Here is an 18,883-nt window from a genome sequence, read left to right on the forward strand (position 1 = left end):
AAGGCTGAACACAGCAAGAGGGGTGAGGGGAAGAAGAAGGACAACGCAAGAGGCCCCCCGGTGAACCGGGGGGCCTCTTGGGCTGTGCACTCGGCAGGATTCGAACCTGCAACCTTCTGATCCGTAGTCAGATGCTCTATCCGTTAAGCTACGAGTGCTTGGCTGGCCGGGGTTTTGCGCCCCGTTGGCCTTGCGAGAACAACAATACATGGACCTCGCCGGGACGCGAAATCCATTAGGTCCACCCGCTCTGACCTGCGGAAACAGCTCGGAAGAAGATCATCCGGTTGGCTACCGGAGGACCCCCGGCGTGCCTCTGCGCGGGCAGATCCCGGGAAGATCCCGCCACCTCCCGGACGCCCCGGACCCCGAACGCACCGAAGCCCCGGTCCGCAAGGACCGGGGCTTCGTGAAGTGCGGAGGCGGAGGGATTTGAACCCTCGATGGGGGGTAAGCCCCAAACCGCATTAGCAGTGCGGCGCCATAGACCGGACTAGGCGACGCCTCCAGCACACCCCCGCGTACGAGGGTGCGTGCAGATGATGACACAGGCCAGGGGCCTGTCACCAATCCGCTCCCACGGTACAAGGAGGTCGGCCCGCAGAGCAAAGCCTTAAGCACCCCCGTGTGCGGAACGTCGGCGCCGGCTCGTCGTTGGTCTGTCGTACGACGTACGGACGACCTGGAGTTCCCCATGCTGCGTCTCGCCGCTTTCGCCGTCGCCTCCGCTCTGGCCGCAGGGGCGGCGGGCCCCCTGCCCCCGCTGCCGCCGCTCAGCCGGCTGCTGTCCGCCCCCGCCCCCGACCGGCTCACCATCGTCGTGGCCGACACGGGCAACCCCCTGGCCGACGGCGAGTACCGGCTGGAGTGCGACCCGCCCGGCGGGAACCACCCGCGGGCCGGCGACGCCTGCGCCCGCCTCGAAGCCCTCGCGCGCGAGGGGAAGGACCCCTTCGCCGCCGAGCCCAAGAACCAGCTGTGCACCATGCAGGACGGCGGCCGCGCCACCGCCCGGATCACCGGAACGTGGCATGGCCACAGGGTGGAGTCCCGGTTCAGCCGGACGAACGGATGCGAGATCCGCCGGTGGAACGACTTGGAACCTGTGCTTCCAGGTGGGCGTTCCTGACCTGGGAGGATGCGCCGGTCGGGCGTTATGCGCCGGGCATCCGCCCCCTCGCCGGGAGCCCGTGCGCATAGACTCCTCCCGTGACATGCCGGTAGTTGTGGTCAGGGAGGAAGCTCGTCGTGAGCAGCAGGCCATCCCGAGGCGCTGCTCGCCTCGCAGCAATACTCGACGCTCTTCCGGACGCGCTGTTGCTCGTCAACGCCAACGGCACGGTCGTCAACGCGAATTCGATCGCCCTCGAGGTCATGGAGAGCCCCGGTACCGGGCTCGTCGGCCGGGGCGTGCTCGACCTCCTGCCCGAGTTCGACTCCAAGCTGATCCCCGGCTCCATGCGCCGGCCCGGCGAGGACGAGGGCGGCCGCGCCCGCCCGAAACGGATGGTCGCCCGCCGCACCGACGGCAGCGAGTTCCCCGTCGAGGTCACCGCGGCCCATCTCGACGGCCGTGACGCCTACCGCGAGCCGCAGCCCTCGTACACCGGCGACGAGCTGCTGATGCTCGTCGTACGGGACCTCTCGCAGACGGTGGACACCGAGGCCGAGCTGGCCCGCTCCCAGCGCCAGACCGAGATGATCCTGCGCGCCGCCGCCGAGGGCGTCGTCGGCACGGACACCGACGGCAGGGTCGTGCTGGTCAATCCGGCCGCCGCCCAGATCCTCGGTTACCGCGCCACCGACCTCGGCAACCGCGAACTGCACGGGCTGGTCCAGCACTCGCGCGCCGACGGATCGCCGTTCCCCTTCGAGGAGTCCCCGCTCGCCGACACCCTGCGCAGCGGACGCAAGCACCGGGTCCGCGGCCAGGTGCTGTGGAACAAGTCCGGGCAGCCCGTCGCCGTGGACCTGACCACCTCTCCCGTACGGGACGGGGAGCAGCTCGTCGGCGCCGTCATGACCTTCACCGACCGGCGCTCCTACGACGCGCTGGCCGCCCGCCACGCCCAGCTGCTGTCCGTCCTCGGCGACTCCCTGCGCGGGCCGCTGGAGGAGCTGCGCGGGGAGCTGGCCACGCTGGCCGCCGACGACGCGGGACAGCTGTGGCCCGAGGCCAACCAGCTGCTGCACCACCTGGCCGCCGGCTACTCCCGGATGACCACGCTGGTCGACAACGTGCTCGCCTTCCAGCGCCTCGACGCGGGCGGCGAGAAGCTCGACAAGAAGAAGGTACTGATCGACGGGGTCGTCGCGGCCGGTGTCGACGGCGCGGTCGAGCTCATCGGCCCCGGGCGCGCGCAGTTCGCCGTGCACGCCCCGACCATCGAGGCCGAGGTGGACGCGGAGCGCATCGCGACCGCCCTCGCGCACCTGGTCGCGGACGTCGCCGGGGTGGACGCCACCGGCAAGACCCCGCAGGGCAGCGGGTACATGGACTCGACGATCGTGGTGGCCGCCGCACAGCGCGGCGAGGTCGTACGGATCGAGGTGCGCGGCCCGTACGAGGGCGGCAACCCGGTGCACGAGCCGATCGTGCGGGGCATCGTGGAGGCGCACGGCGGCGTCCTGCAGACGGTGGAGGTGCCGGGCGCTCCCGGCGGGGCGTACGTACTGGAGCTGCCGCTGGGTGCGGGAGCCGGGACGGTCACCCTGCCCGAGCCGGTGGAGGCTCCCCCGGCCGCGCCCGGGACCGAGGGCGGCCCGGGGCAGGTCTCCGGCGGCCGGCGGGCCCGGCGCGGTGTGGACGCGTTCCTCGACGACGACGCCGCTGCGGGAGCCGGCGGCGGCACCGGCGTGGCGAAGGCAGGCCAGGACTCCGACGGCGGGAGCGCGCTCGCGCTGCCGTCCGGTCGGCGCCGGGGCAGCGAGGCCGGGGCGGTTGCCCGGCCCGGCGACGGCGCTCCCGCGGAGCTCGCCCAGTCCCCCGTGAACCCGGCGGGCCTGGGTGGCAGCGGCACCGGGCGGCGCCGCGGCCAGAACGGCGACGGCAGCGGCGGCGGCAACAGCGGCGACTCCGGTGGCGCCAACGACCGTCCGGGCGGCCCCGGGCAGCCCGTGCCCCCGCAGGGGACCCACATGCCCGCGCTCCCTCCGGTGCCGGTGGCTCCCGTGCCGGTGCCGCCGTTCCCGGGGCTCCCCGTTCCGCTGACGGAGCACCCGGCCGGGCGGCGGCGTGCCCTGGGCGCGGCGGGACCGGCGCAGCCGGGCGGCCCGGTGCCTGCGACCGGACTCGGGCCGACGCCCGCGCCGACGCCCGCGCCGATGCCTGCTCCGATGCCCACTCCGATGCCCGTGGCTGCGCCCTCCCCCGTTCCCGTACGGCCCATCGCCCCCGAGGGCGGCTTCGCGCTGCCCGCCGGGCCGACGCCGGCTCCGCAGCCGCCGCAGGCCCCCGCCGGGGCCGACTCCGACTCCGACGCGGAAGCCGCGGGCGGGCGGCGCGGGCGCCGGGTGCTGAGCGCGCCCGGCACCGACTCCGAGGGCGCCGAAGCCGCCGCCGGGCGGGTGGACGCGGGTGCGCAGGGCCCCGTAGCCCCCGATACGCATCCCACCGGGCGGCGGCGTGCGCTGCCCGCCACCCCGGCCTGGCCGGTTCCGGCGGCCCGTACCGCCCCCGAGGACTCGGACGGCGGCGGGCAGATCGCCGTACCCGGAGCCCGGCAGCCGCAGGACACCTCCGCGGAGGCCGCCGGGGCGCCGATCAGCGTCCGCGCGCTGGGCAGCCTCGGCCAGGGCGGCGGGTCCACCGACACGAACGGCTCCGGCCGGCGGCGTCGGCTCGCGGAGCCCGCGCCCGAGGGCCGGGCCTTCGCCATAGGAGCCCCCGAGGCGGGCTCGGCCGAGGGCCCCGAGCCGCTGGACGGGCCCGGTGGCGCCGTCGAGGTGGTCAACCGGACCGTGCCCCGTCCCGTGGACGACGAGCTGCCGCCCGAGCCGCTGGACAACCCGCGCCGGCTCCTGGTGTGGCCGGCTCCGGACGCGCAGACGCAGGCCGCACTCAGCGACCGCGGCTACCGCCCGGTGATCGTGCACTCCCGCGAGGAGGTCGACGCGCAGATCGCCGCGTTCCCCGCCGCGCTGTTCGTGGACCCGCTCACCGGGCCGATCACCCGGACCGCCCTGCAGTCGCTGCGCCAGGCCGCGGTGGCCGCCGAGGTGCCCGTACTGGTGACGGCCGGGCTGGGGCACGCCACGCGCGAGGCCGCGTACGGAGCCGATCCGGCCGTGCTCCTGAAGGCGCTCGCGCCGCGCGACAGCGAGCAACACCCGTCCCGGGTGCTGCTGATCGAGGAGCACGACGAGATCGCGACCGCGCTGACCGCCGCCCTGGAGCGGCGCGGCATGCAGGTCGCACGGGCCGACGCCGATACGGACGCCGTGGAGCTGGCGACCCGGATGCGGCCGAACCTGGTGGTGATGGACCTGATGCAGGTGCGCCGGCGCCGGGCCGGGATCGTGGACTGGCTGCGCGCCAACGGGCAGTTGAACCACACCCCGCTGGTCGTCTACACGGCCACCGGGATCGAGCCGGCCGAACTGCCGCGGCTGGCCTCGGGCGAGAGCGTGCTGTTCCTCGCCGAGCGGTCCACCACGGCCGACGTGCAGGGTCGCATCGTGGACCTGCTGGCCAAGATCGGCACCAACTAGTCATTCTGGCCGCATGGCCATCATCGACACGAGCGAGCAGACCGTCCCCGCCGACAACGGGGAGGTCAGCTTGCTCATCGCTCGACAGGTCGATCCGGGCCACGAGGAGAACTTCGAGGCCTGGGCCCACGGGATCCTGGAGACGGCCTCGGCCTTCCCCGACCACCTGGGGTACGGGCTGTTCCGGCCGGCCGTCGAGGGCGGGCCCTGGTTCCTGGTGCACCGGTTCCGCAACCAGGCGGCCTTCCAGCGGTGGCAGGACTCCGCCGAGCGCGCCGCCTGGTTCTCGAACTGCCTCGGGCACCACCACAGCGAGATAGCCCGGCGCGAACTGCACGGCATGGAGACCTGGTTCGCGAAGCCGGGTACGGCCCGGCCCGCGCCTCCGCGGTGGAAGATGGCGATCAGCTCGGGGCTGGCCATCTTCCCGATCTCGCTCGCGGGCAACGCGCTGCTCGGGCCGTACCTGGTGAATCTGCACTTCGTCCTGCGGACGGCCGCGTTCGCCGTCGTCTTCAGCACCCTGATGACCTACGTGGCCATGCCGGCGATCAGCAAGCTGCTGCGGCCCTGGCTCACGCGCGGCCAGTAGCCCCGCGGGGCCGGACACCCGGGGTGGGGCCCCGTGCGGCTCAGTGGGGCCCCGTCGGTGGGCTCGGTCGGTGGGCTCAGTCGAGCTTGGTGACGTCGAGGACACCGTCCGCGTACTGCTTGCGGATCACCTTCTTGTCGAACTTGCCGACGCTCGTCTTCGGCACGGCCTCCACGAAGGCCCAGCGCTCCGGCAGCTGCCATTTGGCGATCGACTGGCCGAGGAAGGCACGCAGTCCCGCGTAGTCCACGGTGGCCCCCTCCTTGAGGACCACGGTGGCCAGCGGGCGCTCGTCCCACTTGTCGTCGGGGACGGCGACGACCGCCGCCTCGGCGACCTCTGGATGGGCCATCAGCGCGTTCTCCAGCTCCACGCTGGAGATCCACTCACCGCCGGACTTGATGACGTCCTTGGCGCGGTCGGTGAGCGTGAGGTAGCCATCGGGGCTGATCACGCCGACGTCTCCGGTCTTGAGCCAGCCGTCCGCGCTGAACTTGTCCTCGGGGCGGACCGGTTCGCCCGACGCGCCGCCGTAGTAGGCACCCGCGATCCAGCTGCCGCGGACCTCCAGCTCGCCCGCCGACTCGCCGTCCCAGGGCAGGAGGTCGCCGCCGGGGCCGACCAGGCGGGCCTCGACGCCCGCCGGGAAGCGGCCCTGGGTGATGCGGTACGGCCACTCCTCCTCGGCGGTCAGACCGGCCGGCGGGTGGGCCATGGTGCCGAGCGGGGAGGTCTCCGTCATCCCCCAGGCGTGGTTGAGGCGTACGCCGATCTTGTCGTAGGCCTCCATCAGGGCCGGCGGACAGGCCGCGCCGCCGATGGTGACCTGCTTCATGGAGGTCAGGTCGCGCGGGCGGGCCGTGACCTCGGCGAGCAGCCCCTGCCAGAGGGTGGGGACGGCCGCGGCGTGCGTGGGCTTCTCCCGCTCGATCATGTCGGCGAGCGGGGCGGGCTGCAGGAAGCGGTCCGGCATCAGCATGTTGATGCCGGTCATGAAAGTGGCGTGCGGAAGGCCCCAGGCGTTGACGTGGAACTGCGGGACGACGACGAGGGAGGTGTCCTTGTCGGTCAGGCCCATCGACTCGGCCATGTTGACCTGCATCGAGTGCAGGTAGATCGAGCGGTGGGAGTAGATGACGCCCTTGGGGTCCCCCGTGGTGCCGGAGGTGTAGCACATGGCCGCGGCCTGGCGCTCGTCCAGCTCGGGCCAGTCGTAGGTGTCCGAGCGGCCCGCCAGGAGCTCCTCGTACTCGTGCACCCGTACGCCGAGGCCCTCGAGAGCGGAGCGGTCGCCGATGCCCGCGACCACGACGTGCTCGATGGTCGGCAGGTGCGGCAGGAGCGGGACGAGCAGCGGCAGGAGGGTGCCGTTGACCAGGACGACCCGGTCGGCCGCGTGGTTGACGATGAAGACCAGCTGCTCGGGAGGGAGCCGCAGGTTCAGCGTGTGCAGGACGGCCCCCATGGAGGGGATCGCGAAGTACGCCTCCACGTGCTCGGCGTTGTTCCACATCAGGGTCGCGATGCGGTCGTCCTGCTGGACGCCCAGCTCGTCGCGCAGGGCGTTGGCCAGGCGCGTGGCACGGGTCCCGATCTCGGCGAAGCTGCGGCGGTGCGGCTCGGCCTCCCCGGTCCAGGTCGTGACCTGGGACTTCCCGTGGATCGTCATCCCGTGCTGCAGTATGCGGGTGACGAGGAGTGGTACGTCCTGCATGGTGCTCAGCAAAGCGTCCTCCCGGTGAGCGCTGCGGCGCTGCGGCGGCTACGGATGCTGCGATTCTGCGCACGTACCGCTCGGTCTGTCACTACCCAAGAGTAGAAAACGAGGCCCGATGTTTCACGTGAAACATCGGGCGGGGCGGTCCGGGATCGGGCGGAGTCAGCGGACGGGTGTCAGTTCCGGGTCCTCGCGGAGCTTGACCAGCGCCCGGGAGACGGCGCTCTTGACGGTGCCCACGGAGACACCGAGCAGCTCGGCGGTCTGGGCCTCGCTCATGTCCTCGTAGTAGCGCAGGACGACCATCGCCCGCTGCCGGTCGGGCAGCCGGGTCACCGCGCGCCACATCGCGTCGCGCAGGGCCTGCGCCTCGGCGGGGTCGGCGGCCGGCGGCTCGTCGGCCTCGGGGAGCTCGTCGCAGACAAACTCGTCCACCTTGCGCTTGCGCCACTGACTGGTGCGGGTGTTGACCAGGGCCCGGCGGACGTACCCGTCCAGGGCGCGGTGGTCCTCGATGCGGTCCCACGCGACGTAGGTCTTGGCCAGCGCCGTCTGGAGGAGGTCCTCGGCGTCGCAGGGGTTGGCGGTGAGCGAGCGCGCGGTGCGCATCAGGACCGTGCCGCGGGTCCGGACGTACGCCGAGAACGACGGGTACGGCGTCGGATTCGAGGCGAGCGTGCACACAGGCGTGGTCATGCCTCCACGCTAGGAGCGGCGAGGCCCCACCGGATCGGCCGCAAGTGCCGAAGCGGGATCCCCCTCAGGTTGTAGGGGCGGGGCCCGCCCCACCTCCTGTAGGTGGAGGAGGCGGGGCTTCCGCACGGGGTGGGAGGGCGGGCGGGCCGGCGGGCCGGTGCACGAGCGGGCAGGCCCTCGGCGGCGGGCGGATCAGCCGTCCGCGCCCAGGATCAGACCGGAGGTCGGGACCCCGGTACCGGCGGTGACCAGGGCGTGAGCGGCGCCGGGGACCTGGTTGACGGAGGTGCCGCGCAGCTGGCGGACCGCCTCGGCGATGCCGTTCATGCCGTGCAGGTACGCCTCCCCGAGCTGGCCTCCGTGGGTGTTGAGCGGCAGCGCGTCCGCGGCCACGAAATCGGCCGCCTCCCCCGGCGCGCAGAAGCCGAACTCCTCCAGCTGCATCAGCACGAAGGGCGTGAAGTGGTCGTAGAGGATGCCGACGTCGATGTCCGAGGGCCGCAGTCCGCTGGTCCGCCACAGTTGCCGGGCGACCACGTCCATCTCCGGCAGCCCGGTGAGTCCGTCCCGGTAGAAGGAGGACATGGCTTCCTGCCGGCGGCCCGCGCCCTGTGCCGCCGCCGTGATCACGGCGGGCTTCTGCCGCAGGTCGCGGGCCCGCTCCGCGGTGGTGACGACGATGGCCTGGCCGCCGTCCGTCTCCTGACAGCAGTCGAGGAGCCGCAGTGGCTCGACGATCCAGCGCGAGGCCGCGTGGTCGGCGAGGGTGATGGCCTTGCCGTAGAAGTAGGCGGCCGGATTGTTCGCCGCGTGCCGACGGTCGGTGACCGCGACGTGGCCGAAGGCCTCGGGGGTCAGGTTGTAGGCGTGCAGGTAGCGCTGGGCCGTCATGGCCACCCAGGAGGCCGGGGTGAGCAGCCCCCAGGGCAGGGACCAGCCGAGCGCCGCGCCCTCGGCCGAGGGTTCGCGCTGCTGGACGCCGGAGCCGAAGCGGCGGCCGGAGCGCTCGTTGAAGGCGCGGTAGCAGACCACCACCTCCGCGACCCCGGTGGCGACGGCGAGGGCGGCCTGCTGGACGGTGGCGCAGGCGGCGCCCCCGCCGTAGTGGATGCGGGAGAAGAAGGAGAGGTCCCCGATGCCGGCCGCCTGGGCGACGGTGATCTCGGGGCTCGTGTCCATCGTGAAGGTGACCATGCCGTCCACGTCGGCGGGGGTGAGCCCGGCGTCGTCCAGGGCCGCGTGCACGGCCTCGACGGCCAGCTTGAGCTCACTGCGGCCGGAGTCCTTGGAGAACTCGGTGGCGCCGATGCCGGCGATGGCGGCGCGGCCGCCGAGCTGGTCACGGGTGCGGACGCTCATGCCGTGCCCTCCGGGGTGCCGAGGCCGTCCGGGTCGGCTGCCGTGGGGTCGAGCGTGACGGTGACGGTGCCCGTGACGTGCCGGCCGATGCCGTTGGCGCCGACCACGTGGATCTCGGCGGTGTCCCCGTCTCGGGCGGTGACGGTGCCGGTCAGCGTCATGGTGTCGCCGGGGTAGTTCGGGGCACCGAGGCGGATCGCGACCTTGCGCAGGACCGCACGCGGGCCGAGGTGGTCGGTGATGTACCGGCCGACCAGACCGTTGGTCGTCAGGATGTTCATGAAGATGTCCGGGGAGCCCTTCTCCCGCGCGAGCACCGCGTCGTGGTGCACGTCCTGGTAGTCGCGGGAGGCGATCGCGCCCGCGACGATCAGGGTGCGGCTGACCGGTACCTCCAGCGGCGGCAGGGTGTCGCCGATGTTCATGCCTCCGGTGTTCATGCCTCGTCCCCCTCGGGCGTGTCTTCGGACAGGACCGCGCCGAGCTCGGCCAGCAGTTCGCTGCCGCAGCCCAGGTACGCGTCGAGCTGGCGTCCCCACAGGAAGTGCCGGTGGACGGGGTGGTCGAGGTCGGCGCCCATGCCGCCGTGCAGGTGCTGGCCCGCGTGGACGACCCGTTTGCCCGCTTCGGAGGCCCACCAGGCCGCCGTCAGCGCGTGCTCGCCCACCGGGAACCCCTCGTCCACGCGCCAGGCCGCCTCGTACGCGGTGACCCGTATGGCCTCGGTGTCCATGTAGGCGTCGGCCGCGCGCAGCATGACCCCCTGGTTGGTGGAGAGCGGCCGGCCGAACTGCTCCCGGGTGGAGGTGTACTCCACGGCGCGGGCCAGCGAGCCCGCGCAGACTCCCGCCTGGAGGCCGGCGAAGGCGGTCCGGGCCACGGCCAGTACGTCCGCGTAGGCGCCGTCCCCGCCGACCCGTTCCGCCTCGGCGGCGGTCAGTGTCAGGCTTCCGGCCGACCAGGGTGCGGTGGTCTCCACCGGCTCCGTGCGCACCCCGGGCGCGTCCGTCCGTACGAGCCACAGGGCTCCCGCCCGGTCCGGGACCAGGACGTGCGTGGCCTCGCGCAGCCAGGGCACGGCGGGGGCGCGGCCGGTGAGCCGCCCGTCCGGCGTGGCGGTGATCCGGCCCCGGTCCGGGAAGGCTCCGGTGGCGACCGCGTCGCCGGAGCCGAGCGCGGGGAGCAGCCGGGCACGCTGCTCTTCGGTGCCGTGCCGGGTCAGGGCGAGGATCCCGTACACGCACGTGGCGGCGTACGGGACCTGCGCGGTCGTGCGGCCCTGTTCCTCGAGCAGGAGCACCAGGCCGAGCAGGCCGACGTCCTCGACGGCGGCGGTCAGCCCGGCGGTGGTGAGGGCCTTCCAGAGTTCGGCGTCGCTGCCCGTGCCGGCGGCGCCGAGGCGGTCGTGGGTGGCGAGGTCCGCGAAGATCTGGGCGGCGAGTCCGGCCGCGGCGGCCTGCTCCTCGGTGGGGTGGAAGTCCATCAGGCTTCGCTCCCCCGGAAGACGGGCAGTTCCAGTTCCTCGTCCACGCGCAGGAACTCCAGTTGTACGGGCAGCCCGATGCGGACCTTGTCGTAGGGGACGCCGGTGATGTTGCTGACCATGCGGGCCCCTTCCGCGAGTTCGACGAGAGCCACCGCGTAGGGCGGGTCGAAGGCGGGGAAGGGCGGGTGGTGCATGACCACGTACGAGAACACCGTGCCGGCGCCGGACGCCTCGACCGTGTCCCAGTCCGGGCTCCCGCAGGTATTGCAGCCGGGGAGCCAGGGGAAGCGGAGCGTCGCGCAGGCGGTGCAGCGCTGGATCAGGAGCTTGTGCTCGCGGACGCCGTCCCAGAAGCCCCGGTTGTCGCGGTTGATCACGGGGCGGGGGCGCTGGGCGGGCTTGGCCGTGGCGGATTGGGCGGTGGCGGGCTTGTTCGACTCGGCGGCCGGCTTCGCCCCGGTGGGCTTCTTCGCCGCCGGGGCGTACTTGAGGATCCGGAAGCGGTGGGTCCCGGCGAGTTCGCCGTTCGCGCGGATGTCCATGCGGGTGGTCACGAAGTGGCCGGTGCCCAGCTTGGTCGTCTTGCGCGGGGACACCGACTCGATGACGGCGTCGAAGGTGATCGCGTCGCCGGGGCGCAGCGGCTTCAGGTACTCCTGCTCGCAGTCGGTGGCGACGACGGAGGTGCAGCCGGCGCCGTCGAGGAGCGCGAGGAGCTCGTCGTAGGCCGAGGAGCGGTCGGCATGTCCGGAGAGGCCGCCCAGCGTCCATGCCTGGAGCATGGTGGGCGGGGCGATGGCGCCGGGCCCGGTGTAGGCGGGGTTCGCATCGCCCATCGCCTCGCACCAGTGGCGGATCATCGGCTCGTTGACCGCGTCCTTGCCCTGGCCGGCGGTGGCGGCGGGCTGCCCTTCGAAGGACGTGAGCAGGGTGTGGAAGCGCGCTGCTTCCGTCGCGGCTTCCGTCGCTGCTTCCGTCGCGGCTTCCGTCTCCGCTTCCAGTGCTCCGGTGGCGGGCGTGGCGGGCGTGGCGGTCATCGCTTCCTTCCCTTCATACCGAGCCGCATCATGGCGACGATCTCCCGTTGGACCTCGCTGACGCCGCCCCCGAAGGTGTTGATCTGGGCGGCCCTGTTCATCCGCTCCAGCTCGCCGCCCGCGAAGACCGCGGGGCCCGGTCCCCGGACGAGTGCCTCCTCCCCCACCACCTCCTGGCAGATCCGGTACACCTCGACGGTGGACTCGGTGCCCAGGAACTTCACGCCGCTCGCATCGCCCGGGGCCAGGGTGCCGGCGCCGACGTCCTGGACGAGGCGCCAGTTGAGGAGGCGTACGGCGGCGAGGCGCGCGTGGGCCTCGGCGAGCCGCGACTGGATCCAGGGGCGGTCGGCGGGGCGCTCCCCGGTGACCGGGTCGGGGGTGCGGGCGTGGTCGAGCGCGCCCCGGTAGAAGTCCTCGGCCTGCATGCCTATGGCGGCGAGGGCGACGCGTTCGTGGTTGAGCTGGTTGGTGATCAGGCCCCAGCCGCCGTGCTCGGGGCCGACGAGGTTCCCGGCGGGCACGCGGATGGAGTCGTAGTACGTGGCGGTCGTGGTCAGCCCGCCGACGGTGTCGATCGGGGTCCAGGCGAAGCCGGGGGCCTCGGTGGGCACCAGGATGATGGAGATGCCCTTGTGCTTGGGCGCCTCCGGGTCGGTGCGGCAGGCGAGCCAGATCCAGTCGGCGTTCTGGGCGTTGGAGGTGAAGATCTTCTGGCCGTCGATCAGCCAGCCGTCGCCGTCCCGGACGGCCCTGGTGCGCAGGGAGGCGAGGTCGGTGCCGGCCTCGGGCTCGGAGTAGCCGATGGCGAAGACGAGTTCGCCCTTGAGGATCCGGGGCAGGAAGTAGTCCTTCTGCTCCTGCGTTCCGTACTTCATCAGGGTCGGGCCGACGGTGTTGAGGGTGACCATCGAGACGGGGGCACCCGCCCGGTAGGCCTCGTCGAAGAACACGAACTGCTCGTCCGGCCCGCGGCCCTGGCCTCCGTACTCGACGGGCCAGCCGAGGCCGAGGAGTCCGTCGGCGCCTATCCGGCGCAGTAGTGCGCGCTGCTCGGCGGGGTCCTCGGGCACCCCGTCCGGCAGCAGGTTTCCGAAGTACTCCCGCAGCTCGGCGCGGAGCCGCAACTGGCCTTCGGTCGGGGCGAGGTGCACGGCGCTGGCCTCCCGGCATCACATCATCAAGTGGACCTGACTGTCCGTCAGATTCCAGGTGGATGTCAAGGCCGGGGCACTGTGACGGAGCACGGAAAACGCCCGAGGGCGCCCGCACTACCGGACCCCAGCCGGTCCGGTCGCGCAGGCGCCCTCAACAGTCGGTGCGGCTCAGGCCGCGACTACCACCAGGGGTAGAAGTTCACGGCGACGTTGGAGTTGTGCTGTTCGATCGCGGTGAAGGCCGAGCCGTTGACCTGCGCGGTGTTGTTCTGGTTGGACGCGCCGGACCCGGTGGCCACCTGCTGCGAGGTGGAGGAGTTGCCGTGGTTGTTGCCACCCACGCCGCTGCCGATGATGCTGGCGACGCTCGCATTCGATCCGTCGTTCGCGAAGGAGCCGTTGTCGGCCGATGCCACCCCGCCGAAGAGGGCGACGGCGAGGGGGAGAGCGGCGACGGCGGCGATGACGCGGGCGGTACGGATGCTTGCCATGTCTTATCCTCCAGAAAACCGAAGTGGGGTGTACTCCAAGGCAGTTGGCCGACCGCCTCGGTCGTTCCGTGTGGTGACGACGTCGCGAGACCAGAGTTGCCCACCGAATCCCCGGCGAACCACCCCGGAGTCCTCTATTCCCCCGCAAGCATGACCAACATCAGATAAACCCCATTCGCGCCCCCGCCGCCCCAGGTCAGCGCCCTGAGACCCTCCGAAACCCCTGCGGGGCAAGGGCTGAACCGTTCCGCCAAACCGGCCGCCCCCGGACATGCCGAAAAGGGCCGCGCCGTCCGGGAACCCCACCGTCTCCCGGGCTTGCGGCCCTGCACTGCCAAGCTTCACGCCCCCTGCACGCCCCCGGCGCTCGCCGGGGTCTTCCCACTGTGCCCCGCTCCGGGGCACCGTCACGGCGCGATCCGCGGTCGCGGCCTACTCACACCGACCGACCGGGCTCCAGCGCCTGCTACTGCTTCTCGTTCCGCTTCTGCTTCCGGTTCTACTGCCGCACTTCTGCGCGCGGCTGTGTCCTGCCTATGCGTATGCGTATGCGTACCACTGGGTCCTGCGCACCTGCGTGTACCGGCTTCCGGGGGACCTGACGGACCTCACGCACCGATGCACTCGATGAACCTGATGAACCTGATGAACCTGCGCGTATCGGGTCCCGCGTCCCACACCCGCACGTGACGGGGTTCCCCTGCCTCCGCAGTACGAGCACTCCGTGCCGCGCGCGCTACGCGGCGAGCGCCATCTCCCGGCGAGCGGCTCCGACACGGACCGCTGCGGCGATCGCTGCGCCACGGACGCCGTTGTCCACTCCGGACTCGGAATCGGCTCCGGAGCCGGCGGCCAGGGCGGTGGTGGAGCGGCGGACGGACGGGGTCTTGCCGTGGGCCTCGGCGCGGATGCGCTGCTTGATGGTGGGCGGGAGCGAACCACCGCGCATCATCGCCCTCCAGGTCCGCCGGGCCATGAAGGCCGGCCGGTTCGCCGCGGCGGCCGCGGGGGCGGCGGCGGGGGAGGAGGAGAGCGGGGTGGCGACGGCCTGGGCGGCCTTGCCGCCGAAGCCGAGGGAAGTGAGGAGGCCCACGAGGGCCAGGAGGACGGTGGTCCAGATCGACGTGATGGTGCTGCGGTGAGCCATGACGGGTCCCTCTTTTCGCGATGTTCCGACGGGCGGATCTGAATACATTCGTCATGATGCGGGCGCAACCGGAACGCCTCCACGCCCCGCGCCGCTCTTCCGACAAACACCACTCAAAGGGGCTAATCGCACAATTCCTGCCCCCTCGATCCTTACGCGACGCCGAGCCCGAACTCCACCGGAGGATCGCCATCTCCCCATCTCCGGACGGATGTTGACATCCACTCAGCCCGCCCAGCATGCTCCACCGACAGCGCGGCGGATCTTCTTCTCATGGTCGGGGGACCAGGTTTCCATGCAGAACCGAAACGTACTGATATCGGGTGCCGGCATCGCGGGCACCGCCTTGGCCTACTGGCTGCGCCACCACGGCTTCCGGCCGACCGTGGTCGAGCGCGCCCCCTCCCTCCGCGAGGGCGGCTACAAGATCGACGTCCGGGGTGCCGCGCTCGACGTGGTCTCCCGCGCCGGGGTCCTCGACGCGGTCCGCGCCCAGCGGACCGACGTCCAGGGGGGCTCCATCGTCAATGCGGCGGGCAAGCGGGTGGCGACCATGGACGGCGACACCTTCGGCGGCCGCGCGGGCCACGACGCGGAGATCCTGCGCGGTGACCTCAACCGGATCCTCTACGACCTCGGCGTCGACGGAGCCGACGGCGTCGAGTACCTCTTCGGCGACTCCATCACCTGCGCCACGGAGACCGCGGACGGCATCGAGGTGGCGTTCGACAGCGGCGCGCGCCGCGTCTTCGACCTGGTCGTCGGCGCCGACGGGCTGCACTCCAACACCCGGGCGCTGGTCTTCGGTCCCGAGGAGCGCTTCATCCGGGACCTGGGCTACTACGTCTCGATCTACAGTGTCCCCAACCACCTCGACCTCGACCGCTGGGAGCTGACGTACGTCTCCCCCCTGCGCACGGCCCTGACGTACAGCACGGCCAGGGACACCGGCGCGAAGGCGATGTTCCTCTTCGCCTCGGAGCCGCTGGAGTACGACCGCCACGACGTCTCCCAGCAGAAGAAGCTGCTGGCGGGGGCGTACGCGGGCGAGGCCTGGGAGGTGCCCCGGCTCCTCGCGGCACTGGATGAGGCCCCGGACTTCTACTTCGACTCCCTCAGCCAGGCCCACCTGCACAGCTGGTCCAAGGGCCGCACCGCCCTGGTCGGCGACTCCGCGTACTGCGCCTCGCCCGCCTCCGGCCAGGGCACGAGCCTGGCCCTGGTCGGCGCCTACGTCCTGGCGGGCGAGCTCGCCGCGGCCGGCGGCGACCACACGACCGGCTTCGCGGCCTACGAACGCGAGATGCGCGGCTTCGCGGAGGAGAACCAGAAGCTCGGGCCCTCGAACATCAAGCACATGGTCATGCGGACCAAGCGCCAGATCTCGATCCAGCTGACCGTCCTCTCCCTCCTGGGCCGCCTGCCGGGCAAGCAGCGGATGATGGCCAAGGTCATGGAGCCGATCCAGAAGGCCGCGAACTCCATCACCCTCAAGGACTACTGACCGCGCGGGCAGGGATACGAGAGGCCTTGCGACCACGCCTGCGCGAGCGGGGGCGAACGCAGAAGGGGTGCCACCTGATCGGTGACACCCCTTCGGGCTGGGCCTAGGCCCTGCCTGGTGCGGTGGGTGTGGGATTTGAACCCACGGTGACTCGCGCCACGACGGTTTTCAAGACCGTTCCCTTAGGCCGCTCGGGCAACCCACCTGGCGGATACAGAGTACCGGGCGGCGGGGGTGAGTGGCGCTGGGGATTCGCGGGGGGTCAGGCGGTCTGGGCCTTGTCGTAGGCCGCCTTCGCCTCGTTGCCGAAGTACGGGCCGTACATGCGGTTCGGCAGGAAGGTGTAGCCGAAGCTGTTCACCGAGACCTGGGTGCCCAGGCCGGTCGCCTCGTTGAAGTCCTGGAACCAGGGACCGCCGCTGGAGCCGCCCGTCATGTTGCAGGGCAGGCTGTGGTCCTTGGTCAGCAGGAAGTCCTTGCCGCTGTTGCCGCTGCAGTAGACGAGCTTGGTGCCGTCGTACGGGGCCGCCGCCGGGAAGCCGAAGGCGTACATCTTCTTGTTGTAGCCGCCGTTGAAGACGATGCCCTGGGCTCCGACGGTCTGGCTGAGCGTCCGTCCGTTCAGCGGGGCGACGACCGCCAGGCCGACGTCCATGTTCATGTCCTCGCTCGCCACCCACTGGTCGGTCGCGAAGGTCTTGGTGGCCGTCCACTGGCCGTAGGGCGCGTTCCCGTTGTCGTACCCCGGGACGAAGATCCAGTTGGTGTGCCAGGCGCCCTGGTACTTCACGCAGTGGCCGGCGGTGATCACCGTGCTGCCGTTGGCGCTGGTGATCGAGTCACCCGAGCAGGAGGCGCTCTTCCCGTTGAAGGTGAAGAAGACCCGGCCCGAGGTTTTGACGACCGCGCCACCGGACGTCCAGGCTCCACCCGGCTGGGGGAAGGCCGCGGGGGAGACGCCGGCGGGGGTCGGGGCGATCGTCGTGGGGCGCTCCGCGGCGGTGGGCGCCGTACGGGTGGTCGCGCCCGGGGCGGCGATGCCCGGGGCGGCCGTGATGTCCAGTGGGGTGGCGGCCCGCATCTGTGCGGCCGACCAGGACCCGGGAGCGGGGGCGGGGCGCTGCGCGGCGGCCGAGGGGGAGGCCGCCGTCAACGCACCCGCAAGCAGGGCCCCTGTCGCGAGCAAGACCGATATGGCTGTCCGATGGCGATTCACGCATGACTCCTTCTGCCGTGCCCGGATGAAGAGTTGTCGGTGCGGATCGGGGGCAGAGTGGCACGCCGGGAACGAGATGTCAGGCACCAGTCGGAACGTTCGGTCGGTTCCGGCCAGGAAATGGCCAACTCCGGTTAGGTGGTGAGGAGGACACCCGCGTACGAGGCTCCGGCCACCACCACCCAGGCCGCGAGGCCCAACAGGGCCGCACGGCCGCCGGTACGGGACAGGGTGGGCAGGTGGACCGCGCTGCCCAGGCCGAACAGAGCTGCGGCCAGCAGCAGTTCCTGGGCGGTGTGCGCCCCTTCCAGCACTGCGTCGGGCAGTATCCCGGTGGCGCGCAGCGCGGCCGCCGCGAGGAACCCGGCCACGAACAGCGGCACCGGAGCCGGTCGGCGGCCCGCGGGCGTGCGCATTCCTCGCCTGCGTGCCCGTACCGCGAAGGCCACCGCCGCGACCAGCGGGGCCAGCATCGCCACGCGCATCAGCTTGATCAGCACGGCTTCGCCGAGTGCGCCGGGGCCGGCCGTCTGAGCGGTCGCCACGACCTGGCCGACGTCGTGGACGCTCGCGCCCACCCAGCGGCCGAAGTCCGGGTCGGAGAGTCCGAGCGGAGACTGGAGGAGCGGGAGGACGGCGATGGCGAGGGTGCCGCACAGGGTGACCAGAGCCACCGAGGAGGCCACGTCCTCCTCGTCGCTGCCCGAGACCTGGCTGACGGCTCCGATGGCCGAGGCTCCGCAGATCGAGTACCCGGTGGCGATCAACAACGGCTGGTCTCCGGGGAGTCCGAGTCGCCGGCCGAGCCAGAGGGTGCCGAGGAAGGTCGCCGCCACCACCGCAGCCACCATCGCCACGGTGGCCCAGCCCAGCCGGAGCACCTCGTCCAGGCCCAGCGCCAGGCCCAGCAGGACGATGCCGATCCGCATCAGGCGGCGGCCGGCCAGGGAGAGCCCCGGGCGCGCGGGGCCCCGTACGAAGCCCCGTAGACGGGGGAGGTGAGCCGCGGCGATGCCGAGCACCACCGACACCGTCAGCATCGGCGCCCAGGGCGCCAGCCGGTGCACCGACCAGGCCACCAGGACTCCGGCCGCCGCGAGGCCCAACCCGGGCCACGATGACGATGTTTCACGTGAAACACCGACCGGTACCGATGATCCCGCCCCGCGCACGGGGCGGTGCAGGAGGGCCATCAGTCGGTCGGGAGCGTGTAGACGCGGCGGACACTGCTGCCCAGGCGTACGACGTCGGCGCCGTAGACGTGCAGGGATATCGCCTTCGTACGACAGGAGTTGCGGACCTTGTGGATGTCGCCGGGCGGGGCGAACCCGCAGACCTCACCGGGTCCGTTGACCACGTGCTCGGTCGCCACCAGCCGGGCGCCGGTGGTGGCCGTGGCGGGGGCGAGGCGGTAGCGGAGCTCGCTCTCCTCACCCTCGTGCACCCCGGCCACGCACCACGAGACGTGGTCGTGGACGGCGGTCTCCTGGCCCGGCAGCCACACCAGGGCCACCACGGAGAAACTGCCGTCCGGCTCCGCGTGCAGGACGTGTTGCCGGTAGCGGTCGGGGTGCCCCTCGTGCTGCTCGGCGGTGAGCAGACCGGGCTTCCCCAGGTGCGGGGCGAGGCGTTCACCGACCAGGTAGGCGGTCAGGTCGGGGGCCAGTCCCCGGTCCACGACCGTACGGATCTCACTGACGAGGGCGGCCGTCCTCGCGGTCGTGCGGGCCGGCGTGGTGGTGGTCATAAGGGGAGCGTCGAGGAGCCCACC

The 18,883-nt window shown here is 72.1% G+C and carries 16 protein-coding genes and 3 tRNA genes; 4 read left to right on the plus strand and 15 right to left on the minus strand.

The genetic code is table 11. From position 1 onward, the window contains the following. Positions 1-85: 85 nt before the first annotated feature. Both OG247_RS21130 and OG247_RS21135 read right to left on the minus strand, forming a co-directional pair. Positions 86-158: transfer RNA gene (locus OG247_RS21130), tRNA-Arg, on the minus strand. Positions 159-417: 259 nt separating this feature from the next. Next, positions 418-508: transfer RNA gene (locus OG247_RS21135), tRNA-Ser, on the minus strand. Between the two features lie 186 nt (positions 509-694). Between OG247_RS21135 and OG247_RS21140 the strand changes: the two genes are divergently transcribed. The 3 genes from OG247_RS21140 to OG247_RS21150 all read left to right on the plus strand — a co-directional run bounded on the left by OG247_RS21140 (position 695) and on the right by OG247_RS21150 (position 5,302). Continuing rightward, positions 695-1,129, plus strand: coding sequence for an SSI family serine proteinase inhibitor (locus OG247_RS21140; protein ID WP_327253706.1), 435 nt, complete (start codon positions 695-697; stop codon positions 1,127-1,129). 119 nt (positions 1,130-1,248) lie between these two features. Further along, a complete protein-coding gene (locus OG247_RS21145) occupies positions 1,249-4,710 on the plus strand; it encodes a response regulator (RefSeq protein WP_327253707.1) in 3,462 nt (1,153 codons plus the stop codon). A gap of 13 nt (positions 4,711-4,723) precedes the next feature. Continuing rightward, entirely contained in the window at positions 4,724-5,302 is a 579-nt protein-coding gene (locus OG247_RS21150; RefSeq protein WP_327253708.1) for an antibiotic biosynthesis monooxygenase, read from the plus strand. A gap of 76 nt (positions 5,303-5,378) precedes the next feature. On the opposite strand, the gene OG247_RS21155 is transcribed toward OG247_RS21150, so the two are convergent. From OG247_RS21155 to OG247_RS21195, 9 genes are all read right to left on the minus strand, one after another. Further along, complete coding sequence (locus OG247_RS21155) at positions 5,379-7,028, minus strand: long-chain fatty acid--CoA ligase (RefSeq protein WP_327253709.1); 1,650 nt, start codon at positions 7,026-7,028, stop codon at positions 5,379-5,381. 153 nt (positions 7,029-7,181) lie between these two features. Then, complete coding sequence (locus OG247_RS21160) at positions 7,182-7,715, minus strand: SigE family RNA polymerase sigma factor (protein ID WP_266907026.1); 534 nt, start codon at positions 7,713-7,715, stop codon at positions 7,182-7,184. A gap of 192 nt (positions 7,716-7,907) precedes the next feature. Further along, positions 7,908-9,074 (minus strand): lipid-transfer protein, encoded by a 1,167-nt coding sequence (locus OG247_RS21165; RefSeq protein WP_327253710.1) that lies wholly within the window; start codon positions 9,072-9,074, stop codon positions 7,908-7,910. Next, positions 9,071-9,499, minus strand: coding sequence for a MaoC family dehydratase (locus OG247_RS21170; protein ID WP_327257566.1), 429 nt, complete (start codon positions 9,497-9,499; stop codon positions 9,071-9,073). Before OG247_RS21170 ends, OG247_RS21165 begins: the two co-directional genes overlap by 4 nt. 11 nt (positions 9,500-9,510) lie before the next feature. Further along, a complete protein-coding gene (locus OG247_RS21175) occupies positions 9,511-10,557 on the minus strand; it encodes an acyl-CoA dehydrogenase family protein (protein ID WP_327253711.1) in 1,047 nt (348 codons plus the stop codon). Beyond that, entirely contained in the window at positions 10,557-11,597 is a 1,041-nt protein-coding gene (locus OG247_RS21180; protein WP_327253712.1) for a bifunctional MaoC family dehydratase N-terminal/OB-fold nucleic acid binding domain-containing protein, read from the minus strand. The genes OG247_RS21175 and OG247_RS21180 overlap by 1 nt, the downstream gene beginning before the upstream one ends. Beyond that, complete coding sequence (locus tag OG247_RS21185; protein WP_327253713.1) at positions 11,594-12,751, minus strand: acyl-CoA dehydrogenase family protein; 1,158 nt, start codon at positions 12,749-12,751, stop codon at positions 11,594-11,596. The genes OG247_RS21180 and OG247_RS21185 overlap by 4 nt, the downstream gene beginning before the upstream one ends. Before the next feature lie 182 nt (positions 12,752-12,933). Further along, positions 12,934-13,245 (minus strand): hypothetical protein, encoded by a 312-nt coding sequence (locus tag OG247_RS21190; protein WP_243331303.1) that lies wholly within the window; start codon positions 13,243-13,245, stop codon positions 12,934-12,936. 736 nt (positions 13,246-13,981) lie between these two features. After that, positions 13,982-14,392: a DUF6344 domain-containing protein gene (locus tag OG247_RS21195; protein ID WP_327253714.1), complete on the minus strand. Its 411-nt coding sequence runs from the start codon at positions 14,390-14,392 to the stop codon at positions 13,982-13,984. Positions 14,393-14,687: 295 nt separating this feature from the next. On the opposite strand from OG247_RS21195, the gene OG247_RS21200 reads away from it, so the two are divergent. Next, positions 14,688-15,896 (plus strand): FAD-dependent monooxygenase, encoded by a 1,209-nt coding sequence (locus tag OG247_RS21200; RefSeq protein WP_327253715.1) that lies wholly within the window; start codon positions 14,688-14,690, stop codon positions 15,894-15,896. A gap of 120 nt (positions 15,897-16,016) precedes the next feature. On the opposite strand, the gene OG247_RS21205 is transcribed toward OG247_RS21200, so the two are convergent. From OG247_RS21205 to OG247_RS21220, 4 genes are all read right to left on the minus strand, one after another. Next, positions 16,017-16,101: transfer RNA gene (locus OG247_RS21205), tRNA-Ser, on the minus strand. A gap of 57 nt (positions 16,102-16,158) precedes the next feature. Further along, the gene (locus tag OG247_RS21210) at positions 16,159-17,112 is read right to left on the minus strand and encodes a trypsin-like serine peptidase (protein WP_327253716.1); all 954 of its coding nucleotides are present in this window, start codon (positions 17,110-17,112) and stop codon (positions 16,159-16,161) included. A gap of 134 nt (positions 17,113-17,246) precedes the next feature. Continuing rightward, entirely contained in the window at positions 17,247-18,305 is a 1,059-nt protein-coding gene (locus OG247_RS21215; RefSeq protein ID WP_327253717.1) for a YeiH family protein, read from the minus strand. After that, positions 18,305-18,859: a cysteine dioxygenase family protein gene (locus tag OG247_RS21220; protein ID WP_327253718.1), complete on the minus strand. Its 555-nt coding sequence runs from the start codon at positions 18,857-18,859 to the stop codon at positions 18,305-18,307. Before OG247_RS21220 ends, OG247_RS21215 begins: the two co-directional genes overlap by 1 nt. Positions 18,860-18,883: the final 24 nt, after the last annotated feature.

The sequence above is a fragment of the Streptomyces sp. NBC_01244 genome, from assembly GCF_035987325.1.
Lineage (GTDB): Bacteria > Actinomycetota > Actinomycetes > Streptomycetales > Streptomycetaceae > Streptomyces.